This is a genomic window from Streptococcus sp. HMSC074B11 (assembly GCF_001808705.1).
Lineage (GTDB): Bacteria > Bacillota > Bacilli > Lactobacillales > Streptococcaceae > Streptococcus.
On sequence record NZ_KV794273.1, the window covers coordinates 255,985 to 267,836 of the forward strand.

Sequence of the window (11,852 nt, forward strand, 5' to 3'; positions counted from 1 at the left end):
TTTTTGTCCGGCCTCTTTTTTATTATTTAACATGATTTGCAAGGTCTTCTTGCGCTTTTTTATTAGATTCTTCTTTTTCTTTCTTCCATTTATCTTGAGCTTTTTGATATTCATCAGCAGTTACTGGCTTATCTTGAAGTTCAAGGTATTTGTACAAGAGTGCTTCACTTGTTCCCTTGTTACCTGAGTAAGCAAATGGAAGTGTGAATGGCACCATCTTAGACAACATTGGTCGTCCAGTTTGAGAAGTTGTTGGAATAATCAAAGCACTGTCTGTCAACCAAGCTTGGGCCGCAGCATATTTATCATAGCGTTTTGAAATATCTGTGTCTTCATTTCCAGCTTCAACAACCATCTTTTCGTAATCTTCTAAACCAACTTGTTTAGCAGCTGCATTGTTTGTGCCTGAATCAAATCCTAGGTAAGTCTTAGTATTTTCACCTACTGATGGTTTGATGATATCAAGGTAAGTAGATGGGTCGATGTAGTCTGGAGACCAACCAACGTTATCTGAAAGGTCCCAATCTTCACCGGCAGCCGTTTCAGCAAAGTAAGTAACATTGAGGACTTCATCTTTTTGAAGTTGTTGGATATCAATAACGACATTGTCAGTTCCTAATGTTGCTTCAAGTGATTGTTTCAATGATTGAACACGTTGAACTTTTGTAGTATTCGTTTGGTCAACTGGCATATCCAAGTGGATTGGGAATTGAACACCCTCTGCTTGGAGAGCTGTCTTAGCCTTAGCAAATTCTGCTTTCGCTTTTTCAGGATTGTAAAGACCATCTTGAGCGTCATCTAGATTGACATCTTTCCACTCATCACCATAGGTTACCAATTTTTCTTTAACTAATTCACCAAAGTTTTTACCATCTGCTTGAACAAATGTTGGTGGTACGAACAAGTTACGAAGGAGTTTTGTTGCTCCGCTTGCTCCATTAACTTGAGAAGCATAGGCTGTTCTATCAAAACCAAAGGCGATGGCTTGACGGAAGTCTTTGTTAAGAAGAGCTTTCTTAGTTGAAGTCTTTTGCTCGTCTGTAGTCTTAGAAGTATATTTGTAAGACTGACGGTCAATATTTGTACCAACTAAGAAGGTTGAAGAATCTTGTGGTGTATAAACGATATTATCTTTAAACTCTTTTTCAAGTTCAGAGTAGCTTCCACTTGTTGGGAAGAGACGAGCCATTGAGAAACCACCATCTTTAAAGGTTTCTGCAAGTTTGTTATTGTCTTGACCATCCCAGAATGAAAGTTTTACTTTATCAATATGAACATTGTCCTTATCCCAGTAGTTTGGATTCTTTTCAAATTCTACTGAAGATTTTGCTACCAATGATTTCAACAAGAAAGGACCGTTGTAAAGAATACTGCTTGGATCTGTTGCTTTAGCAAAGTCACTTCCTTTAGAAGTAAGGAATTCTTCATTGACTGGTGCAAGAATTCCCATGGTTGTCTTAGAGTTCCAGAAGCTTTCTGGTTTGTTCAAAGTGTATTGAACTGTTTGATCATCTACAGCCTTAATTCCAACTTCTGAGAAATCTTTAACTTCACCTTTTACATAAGCATCCAAACCTTTAATAGATTCTTGAACAAGATAAAGGGCTTCTGACTTATTGTCAGCCGCATACTTAAGACCTGTTACAAAGTCTTGCGCTTTAACTGGTGCATACTCTTCGCCTTCAGAAGTGTACCATTTAGCATCTTTACGGATTGTGTAAGTGTAAGTCAACCCGTCTTTAGAAACTGACCAATCTTCTGCCAAAGATGGCACGAAGTTACCGTAGCGGTCATTCTCCATCAAACCATCAACGACATTACTTGTGATATTAGCAACCGAAGCCTTACCAGTTGTCAGATAGTTGAGGCTGTCTGGATCTGTTTCATAAACATAAGAAAAAGTTTTCTCACCTTTTGCACTAGAGCCTGAGCCTGAACAAGCTACCAAAACACCTGATGCTAACAGAGTCACTCCTGCTAGGGCCATTACTTTTGAAAATTTCATAATAAACTCCTTTTTGACTTTTTATACATTATAGTCCCTTTTCAGCCAAGTGTCAATACAATTTTCAGAATTTTTCCAATTGAATTGAAAACAATTGCCATTTTAAAATTATTTTTTACAGTCAGACTCTTTTATGGCATTCATATTTGAAAAATCTCTTGATTAGCAGTTTTCAAGCAAATCTTTATGATATAATGAAAAGAGAAAATTGAAAGGAAATACCATGTCAAAAGAAGTTATTGTTGAAAGTTTTGAACTTGACCATACGATTGTAAAAGCCCCTTATGTCCGTTTAATCGGAGAAGAAACAGGTCCTAAGGGAGATATCATTTCTAATTTTGATATCCGCTTGGTTCAACCAAATGAGGACTCTATCCCTACTGCTGGACTTCATACGATTGAACACCTCTTGGCTAAACTCATTCGTACTCGCATTGACGGTATGATTGATTGTTCACCATTTGGTTGTCGTACAGGTTTCCATATGATTATGTGGGGACGTCATACTAGCGCAGAAATCGCTGCTGTCATCAAGGATTCGCTAAAGGAAATCGCAGAAACAACAACTTGGGAAGATGTCCCAGGAACTACCATTGAATCTTGCGGGAACTACAAGGACCACAGCCTATTTTCAGCTAAGGAATGGGCTAAATTGATTCTCCAACAAGGAATCTCTGATGATGCCTTTGAACGCCATGTCATTTAACACAAAAGAACCAGTTTTTTCAACTGGTCCTTTTTTTACACTCAAAATTTTAATTTAGGCTTTCTCACGAATGACCAAGACACCATCTTCCATATCGGCTTCAAGGTGTTTAGCATCAAGATTATCCAAGTGGAAGTCTGTGACTTTGTCACGAATTTGTTGTTCAACTACACGACGGAGTGGACGAACACCCATGACTTCATCATAACCTTCTTCGGTCATATATTCTTTGGCTGCGTCACTCACTGCCAAGTCGATCTCTTTCTTAGCAAGTGTCTTATTGACATCAACCAACATCAAGTCAACAATCTTAGAAAGGTCTTCCTTGCTCAAGTGTGAGAATTCAATCACAGCGTTGAAACGGTTCAAGAATTCTGGACGGAAGTATGGTTTCAAACGATCCATGAGTTCTGGTTTATCAGCATCTTCTGTCAAGTTAGCTTCATAACCAAAGCCTGCGTTTGAAGTTGCGATAATCACCGTATTCTTGAAGTTTACAGTGTTACCTTGACCATCTGTCAAACGACCATCATCCAAGACTTGGAGGAGAAGGGTGATGACTTGAGGATCAGCCTTTTCAATTTCATCAAGAAGGACGATTGAGTATGGATTCCGACGAACACGTTCAGTCAAAGTGTTGTTGTTATCATCGTAACCAACATAACCGGCTGTTGTACCAATCAATTTAGAAACGGCTGTGCGGTCGCTGTATTCTGACATGTCCAAACGGATAATGGCATCTTTAGTACCGAACATATCAAGAGCCAATTGTTTAGCCAACTCAGTCTTCCCAACACCAGTAGGACCTACAAAGAGGAAGCTACCGATTGGACGGTTCCCTTCGTCAAATCCTGCACGGTTACGACGGATAGCACGTGCTACTGCTTCAACAGCCTTATCTTGGCCGATTACCTTAGTTTGCAAACGGTGACCCATATCTTTCAAACGTTCGATATCAGTAGCACCCATTTGTGAAACAGGAATACCTGTCATACGTTCTACAGACTCAGCTACGTCATTAACAGTCGCTGTAACCTTGTGATCTTCTGTATGGTTGGCAATTTTCTTTTCAAGTTCTTCAATACGAATTTTTGCATTTAATGCCGCTTCATAATCCTCTTTAGCAGCTGCAGCTTCTTGTTTAGCTTTTTCTTCTTCAATTTCATGCTCTACAGCATGTACATCTGTCACTGGGTGTTGTGCTGCCAAGTGAGCAGCTGTTACATCCACAAGGTCAATAGCCTTATCAGGCAAGCTACGTTGAGGAATATATTGTACTGAGTAATCAACGGCAGCTTTCAAAACTTCATCTGGCAAGATAACATTATGATGCTGTTGATATAGATCACGAATCCCTTGGAGAATCTTGAAGGTATCTTCAGCAGATGGAGCATTGACCTTCACTTCATTGAAACGACGAGCAAGGGCAGCATTTTTCAAAATAGTGTTGCGGTATTCGTCTTGAGTTGTTGCACCAATCACTGTCAATTCACCACGTGAAAGAGCTGGTTTCAAGATATCAGCAAGACCTTTAGATCCTTGACCATCACCTGTGCTACCTGCACCCAGGATTTGATGGATTTCGTCGAAGAAGAGGATAATATTTCCAGCTTCTTTAACTTCTTTTACCAAGTTTTGAATATTTTCTTCAAAGCTACCACGATATTGAGTACCAGCTTCAAGACCTGAAATATCAATAGAGATAATTTCTTTATTCTTGATTGCTGCTGGAACATCACCATTCACGATAGCTTGAGCCAAACCTTCAACTACTGCTGTTTTACCGACACCAGCATCACCTACAAGGACTGGGTTGTTCTTAGTACGACGAGAAAGAATTTCAGATGTTTCTTGAATTTCCTTATTACGTCCAATAACCGGATCTAACTTACCTTCACGAGCTTCAGCTGTTAAGTTGCGTCCAAGTTTTGCAAGAATACCATCTTGTTTCATGACTTTACCTTGAACATACTGAGCTTGGTCACTTCCTTCACTTGGCAGTTGACCTGTTTGACGGTAAATAGCGAATTCTTCAGGCGTTACTTCACGGCCGTTAATCAAGTAACGACGGTTTTCTGAACTGTATCCACGCATACCACCCATCAATTGGTTAAATAAATCATCCATGTTGTTAAAGTTATTAAAGTTGTTATTCATATTTCATACCTCGTTTGTTTTCAAAATTAGTTAGTCAAATCACTTTGACTTTCCCTGACCTTTGTTTTAAAAAATTTAGACTAGCTATTTGCTACTCTACGTATAATTTCAGGTTTTTCTTTATCCGATACAAATTTTGTCATTGGACTTCTAAAAATGCTAATGTTAAACATAGGTTGCACCTCTTTTCTAGGTTTTACCCATACTTTGATCTTAAGATAGAATACACAACTACCTTAAAATCAAGGTTTTCTAAGGATTTCCTTATCCTTATGTTCTTAGTTTATCACTTTGGTCAGTAATAGTCAAGAGATTTGACCAAATTTGACCAACTTTTTTTAAATATTTTTTTATAGCAAAAAACCAGTCAAAATGACTGGTTTTTATTTACTATTTATGAATCTTAGCTCAATGCATCATCCATTGAAAGAACTTCGTGGAAGACACGTTGTGTCAATTCAGTTTTTTGTTCTGGAGTGAGGTACTTAGTATTTACACAGTATCCTGAGATACGTACGATTACGTCTTCACCTGACATGATCTTTTCGTAAACATCGTTCAAGTCCATAACGTTCAAGTTAACGTGTTGTCCACCATTTTCGAAGTAACCATCAAGAATTGTTACCAAGTTATCAACTTGTTCGTCACGAGTTTTACCAAGAGCACGTGGTGATACTTGAGTTGTCAATGAGATACCATCAGCTGCATAACCAAAGTCAAGGCTAGCAAGTGAGTTCAAGTTTTGCAACCATCCACCTTTAGCTTTGTTAGATGGGTTAGCACCTGGTGAGAAGAATTCAAGTTTAGACAAGTTCACTGAACCATCTTCGTTGAGGTATACACCTTTGTGGACTGGTGAGTTACCAGTTTGTTTAGAGTAAGCAACGTTAGATGTGATTGTCAAAAGTGAAACTGTAGCTTCTGCATTCTTGTAAAGTTTGTGGCTACGTAGACGAGTTGTGTAAGCTTCGATCAACCATTCTGCCAATTCGTTTGAACGTGGGTCATCTTCACCCCAACGTGGGTATTCACCGATTGTTTCGTAATCGTAGATGTAGCCATTTTCATCACGGATTGGTTTAACTGTAGCGTATTTGATAGCTGACAATGTGTCAACAGTGTTAGCGAATCCACAGATACCGAATCCCATGTTAGCACGTTGTTTAGTTGGCAAGAAGGCCATTTGAACAGCTTCGTAGTTGTACTTATCAGTCATGTAGTGGATGATGTTCAAAGCATCTACGTAAGTGTCAGTCAACCAGTCAAGAGATTTTTCAAAGTTAGCTTTAACTGATTCGAATTCAAGAACTTCGTCACGGATTGGTTCGATATCAAATACTTTGTAGTCTTTATGAACATCATCGTAACCACCGTTCAAACCAGTAAGAAGAGCTTTAAGAACGTTAACGCGAGCACCGAAGTACTGGATGTTGTGACGTTGTTCTTCGTTTTCTGGGTCAAGTGGAGATACACAACATGAGATACAGCTCATTTCACCATATCCATCTTTAGCCATTGTTGTAACACCTTCGTATTGGATAGAAGAGTGTTTGTGGCTCATGTGCATACAGTAGCGACGGAAGTTGTATGGCAATTTGTCAGTCCAAAGAACTGTCAAGTTTGGTTCTGGAGAGTTACCGATGTTGTCAAGAGTGTTCAAGAAACGGTAGTCCATCTTAGTAACACGGTGACGACCATCGTTACCCATACCAGCCATTGAAGTTGTGATGAAGGTTGGGTCACCTGAGTACAATTGGTCATAAGCTTTTGTACGAGCAAATTTAACTGTACGAAGTTTCATAACGAAATCATCAACAAATTCTTGGATTTCTGATTCAGTAAATGTACCACGAGCAAGGTCACGTTCTGCAAAGATATCCAATACGATTGGCACACGTCCAAGAGATGTAGCCGCACCGTTGATAACACGGCAGACAGCCATAAAGGCAATGTTTACCCATTGGATAGCTTCTTTAACGTTCATCGCTGGTTTACGAACATCAACTCCGTAAAGGTCACCTAAGCGTACAACTTGTTGCAATGCTTGATATTGAAGGTTGATTTCTTCACGAAGACGGATTGTTTCTTCATCGATTTCTTCGATTGCGTTCCAGTCGTTAACTTTTTCTTGCATCAAGTAGTCTGCACCGTAAAGAGCAAGACGTGCATAAACACCGATGATACGTCCACGTGAGTATGCATCTGGAAGACCAGTTACAGTGTGAGCGTGACGAGCACGACGAATGTTTGAAGTGTAAGCACGGAAGATACCATCGTTAACAGTTGTTACGTATTTAGTGAAAATTTCGTGAACAGCTGGATCTGGTTCATATCCATTTTCTTTCAAAGTAGTTTCAGCCATACGGATACCACCTTTTGGCATGAAGTTCAATTTGAAGAGTTCATCGTTTTGGATACCAAAGATCACTTCGTTTTCTTTGTCGATAAATCCAGCAGGAATATCAGCAATAGAAGTTGGACGAGTGTCCATTGGGAAACGAGTTTCTTCGTAGTGTGCTTTAGTTTCTTCTACGATTTTTTTGATGTGGAGTGAACGTTCTGTTGGTCCTGCAAGGAAGCTTTCGTCTCCATCGTAAGGTGTGTAGTTAGCTTGTACAAAGCGTGATACACTTGCTTTTTCTTTCCAGTCAACACCTTTAAAGCCTTCCCAGGCTTTGTCAAAAATATCTTGTGCTTCAACAACTGTCTTAACAACCATGTTAATGTCCTCTTTTTTCTTTCTAGTAACAGTCATCTGTTACATTCATGTATTCAGTATAACACACAGTAAACGATTTCAACAACTAAAAACTCACTTTTTTAACACTTTCTTTTCTAATACAGTTAAAAATATACCGCAAACTGTATTATATTTTTGAAAGAGATTATTTGATTTTCATTTTTTCAGAAAAAGAGTATAATAAAATTAAACAAACTAGCACTGAGAGGTTTCTCCATGTTGATTTTTCCACTAATGAATGATTTATCTCGTAAAATCATCCATATTGACATGGATGCCTTTTTTGCTGCGGTAGAAATTCGAGACAATCCCAAACTAAAAGGGAAACCCGTTGTTATCGGTAGTGACCCAAGAAAAACAGGAGGTCGCGGAGTTGTTTCGACTTGTAGTTATGAAGCGAGAACCTTTGGCATCCACTCAGCTATGAGTTCCAAAGAGGCCTATGAACGTTGTCCACAAGCCGTTTTCATTTCCGGAAACTACGAAAAATATACTGCTGTTGGTCAACAGATTCGAGCTATTTTTAAACGTTATACGGATAGGATTGAACCTATGAGTATCGACGAAGCCTATCTAGATGTGACTGAAAATAAGCTCGGTATCAAGTCTGCTGTCAAGATTGCTCGCTTAATTCAGCAGGATATTTGGCAAGAACTCCATCTGACCGCTTCTGCCGGTGTATCTTATAATAAGTTTTTAGCTAAAATGGCTAGTGACTATCAAAAACCTCGTGGTTTGACGGTCATTCTTCCTGATGAAGCCGTAGATTTTCTCCAACAAATGGATATCGCTAAATTTCACGGTGTTGGCAAGAAAACAGTTGAAAAACTCCATCAAATGGGTGTATATACGGGTACTGACCTTTTAGAGATTTCTGAAATCACTCTCATTGATCGTTTCGGAAGACTCGGTTTTGACCTTTATCGCAAAGCTCGAGGTATAGATAACTCTCCCGTTAAATCAAATCGTATCCGTAAGTCTATTGGTAAAGAAAAAACTTACAGTAAGATTCTAAGTCTAGATGAAGATATAAAAAAAGAGCTAACTCTCCTTTCGGAAAAAGTGGCCCTTAGTCTTCAAAAACATGAAAAAAGTGGTAAAATCGTCATTTTGAAAATCCGCTATGCTGACTTTTCTACTTTGACAAAACGAAAAACACTGAGCCAACAAACACAAGACTCTGAAGAAATCGCACAAAGCATTATCCAACTCTACGAAACACTTAGCGATAAAGACAAGGGTGTTCGCTTATTGGGAGTCACTATGACAGGATTTTAAAAACCTTGAAGGAATCTTCCCTCAAGGTTTTTTTCTTATACAAATAATCGTACAAAGGTATAAAGTAGCAAGACACTACCAAGGACAATGCGGTATTTACCAAACATCGTAAAGTCGTGTTTTTTAACATAGCTGGTCAAGAAACGAATGGCAACCATGCTGACTGCAAAAGCTACTACCATGGCTACTAAGAGCAAGAAGAATTGACCAAAACTCAAAACTTCTCCTGCCTTGATAAATTTAAAAATCTTCAAGGCACTAGCTCCAAACATAACTGGAATTCCTAGATAGAAGGTAAACTCAGTTACCACCGAACGACTGGTTCCGTTTAACAAACCACCGACGATAGTTGCACCTGAACGGCTAGTCCCAGGTAAAAGAGCCAAGACTTGGAAAAGTCCGATATAGAGGGCCGTTTTATAAGGCAACTTGTCTAGCTCTGTGACTGTTGGCTCAATCGCTTGCGCTTTGTTACGTTTTTCAAGATAGATAAAGGCAACCCCATAAACAATCAACATAATGGCTACTGAAACCATATTGGGGAAGTGAGTATCAAACCAATCATCAAACTTAAAGACTAGAAGAAGAGGGAGAGTCGCAACAAATACTTTGGACCATAATTGCCAAGTTCTACGAACTTGAACTTTATCCTTACCTGGTTTGAAGGGATTAAGTTTGTTAAAGTAGATAACCATAACGGCTAAGATAGCGCCCAGTTGAATAACTACGTTAAACATAGACATAAAGGCTTCATTTTGATCTTTATACTGGATAAACTCTTCTGCTAAAATCAAGTGACCTGTACTTGAAATCGGCAACCATTCCGTAATTCCTTCAACAATCCCAAAAAAGATAGATTTTAAAATTTCAATAAGATACATAGATAACTCCTTTTTCTATCCTCCATTATATCATACTTTTAAAGACTGTGTTGAGTTTTCTTTAGAAAGCGCCGATACTTCCACCACCGCCACCGCCTGAGAAACCTCCACCAGAGCTACCGCTTCCAGATGATACAGAAAAGGTACTTGCTGTATTTGCGACCGAAGTGTATTGATTAATGTGAGCAGCAGATGTATGAAACTGTTTATCCCATCCACAAGATACATAAAGATTCATAGTTTCGTTTTCAAGTTGAATATTGTGGAGCTTCATGATCTTATTCACTTTCTTTGCGTATCCATACAGAGTTGCATAAACCAAAAGACGATTCCAAAGTACAATGCTCTCTAGTTCAGCCTTATCAAGATGAGCAATATCACGAAGCATATTTTCAAAACTTGTCCAAAGGTAATAGGCTTCTGCCCCTTCTTCGTTTAAGACTCCATCACGAGATGGACCTCGAGTCACAAAATAAACTAAGGCACTGGCAAGTAAGCCTATTAAACCTAGGGAAAGTAAAGGAAATGAAAAATAACCACGTGTTCGCAGGCTATAATAGAAGATAAGAAGGCCTATTAAACCTGTTATAGCTGAACAGACTTTCATCCCATTCACAAGACTACTTTCTTTATCAGTCAAAGGACGATGATAGCTTGGAAGACGTAGAATTTTTACCTTGTCTCGAACACAACTTTGCATACGTTCAAGCCGTCTCTCGAAGGAACGCTTGAGATGCAAGCCGAATTCTCGAATATGCTGCTCATCAGCTTCCTTAGCTCCATGGAATAGTCCTGAAGAAACTTGATACTCTGGAAAAAGGTCTGAAAGAGCTAGTTCTTTATTAGTTGAGAGAGTCATCCGCAAGCATTCTTTTTCAAAATTCGACAAGCCTTTTTCACTATTGATTTTCAAACAGGGTTCCTCCTCACCCTGAAAAATGGATAAATGCCCCCGATCAACTAAGTCTAGCAAAGTCGCCTGAATCAATCGTTCAAAAGAGAATTTGCCAAACTTCTTCTTATTCAAGGGACTGATTTCCTCCAAGGAGGTAGAGTAAATAGCCTCCGCCAAAACCATTGGAGGTAGGTCCATTGGAGGTTCGTAGAGTCGATGATCCTTGGGATGTACCTTTTTGAGGGCCGTATGTTTACGAAATGCTCGATAATACATGATGGTCATCATCAATAACACGATAAAGATTATTGGAAAAATCCACTTTATCATGAGGCTGGCTTGCACTTTGCTAGCTTTTATTTCTATTTCAATTTTTTTAAAATCTCTTAAACGCTCTTCTTCCAGTCCTTGGCTTGGAGCTACCGAGAAAGCCTCCCTGGGCCAATAGGCATGTAGCTCAACTTGACGTTTTCTAGGAAGATTTTTCATCTTCACCCGATAAATATCATTTACTTTTTCGATACTACCCTCATTGAGGAGCTTCCCAGTATGAAAAAAGACTTTCTCTGCCGGACTATCTGAAGTTACTCGAAATTCTAAGTCTTTGATGTCTCCTGAACTATCTGTCAGTGGTTGCCAATTCAGCTCAGCAATATCCTGATATAAGAAAAGAAGATTTTTCAATTGCCAGGTAATAGTTACACGTACAGTATCTCCAGCTTTTCCTGGATTTAAAATTATTACTTGATAGCCTTTCCCATTTTCCTTTGTGTAGGAAAGGGCATCTTCTATAATTTCCCCATTCTTTGATACTAGCACAGTTGGATCATCATCAATCTCAAAGCCTTCTGGCATTTTCCCTGCTTTTCCTAGTCCGACCGATTGACCATTAAAATCGTCTTTAAAACGATAGGTGATTGTTTGTTGGAAAACTGCTGTATTATCTGCATGAATATTCAAATCTCCCTTATAAGATAGGATATCAAAGTCTACAGCAAAGACCAGGCGTGGTATCAATAGCAAACAGGCAAACACCAAAGTAAATAGCCATCTTTTTTTCATCGTATACTCCCTTTCAAGTTTTTTCACTATTATATCATTTTTCACAAGTAAGGGTTTACTAAGATTGAAAAAGTTCCGCTTTTTCGATACAATAGAGAGAAGCAATTTTAGACTAGAAATAGGAGAAA

General features: G+C 38.9%; 7 protein-coding genes. 2 read left to right on the top strand and 5 right to left on the bottom strand.

Annotated features, from left to right (window positions below):
• Window positions 1-22: 22 nt before the first annotated feature.
• Window positions 23-2,005, bottom strand: coding sequence for a peptide ABC transporter substrate-binding protein (locus HMPREF2619_RS06185; RefSeq protein WP_070460082.1), 1,983 nt, complete (start codon window positions 2,003-2,005; stop codon window positions 23-25).
• 223 nt (window positions 2,006-2,228) lie between these two features.
• Between HMPREF2619_RS06185 and HMPREF2619_RS06190 the strand changes: the two genes are divergently transcribed.
• A complete protein-coding gene (locus tag HMPREF2619_RS06190; RefSeq protein WP_006151868.1) occupies window positions 2,229-2,711 on the top strand; it encodes an S-ribosylhomocysteine lyase in 483 nt (160 codons plus the stop codon).
• A gap of 54 nt (window positions 2,712-2,765) precedes the next feature.
• Here the strand turns inward: HMPREF2619_RS06190 and HMPREF2619_RS06195 are convergent, their stop codons facing one another.
• Both HMPREF2619_RS06195 and pflB read right to left on the bottom strand, forming a co-directional pair.
• The gene (locus HMPREF2619_RS06195) at window positions 2,766-4,868 is read right to left on the bottom strand and encodes an AAA family ATPase (RefSeq protein ID WP_070460085.1); all 2,103 of its coding nucleotides are present in this window, start codon (window positions 4,866-4,868) and stop codon (window positions 2,766-2,768) included.
• Window positions 4,869-5,271: 403 nt separating this feature from the next.
• Window positions 5,272-7,587 carry a formate C-acetyltransferase gene (gene pflB / locus HMPREF2619_RS06200; protein ID WP_049549018.1) on the bottom strand — a complete coding sequence of 772 codons (2,316 nt, stop codon included), beginning with the start codon at window positions 7,585-7,587 and terminating at the stop codon, window positions 5,272-5,274.
• A 237-nt stretch (window positions 7,588-7,824) separates the two neighbouring features.
• On the opposite strand from pflB, the gene dinB reads away from it, so the two are divergent.
• The gene (gene dinB, locus HMPREF2619_RS06205; RefSeq protein ID WP_070460088.1) at window positions 7,825-8,886 is read left to right on the top strand and encodes a DNA polymerase IV; all 1,062 of its coding nucleotides are present in this window, start codon (window positions 7,825-7,827) and stop codon (window positions 8,884-8,886) included.
• Between the two features lie 35 nt (window positions 8,887-8,921).
• Here dinB and HMPREF2619_RS06210 read toward each other — a convergent pair whose 3' ends face one another.
• Window positions 8,922-9,767: an undecaprenyl-diphosphate phosphatase gene (locus HMPREF2619_RS06210; protein WP_070460091.1), complete on the bottom strand. Its 846-nt coding sequence runs from the start codon at window positions 9,765-9,767 to the stop codon at window positions 8,922-8,924.
• A gap of 61 nt (window positions 9,768-9,828) precedes the next feature.
• Entirely contained in the window at window positions 9,829-11,724 is a 1,896-nt protein-coding gene (locus tag HMPREF2619_RS06215; RefSeq protein WP_070460094.1) for a DUF2207 domain-containing protein, read from the bottom strand.
• Window positions 11,725-11,852: the final 128 nt, after the last annotated feature.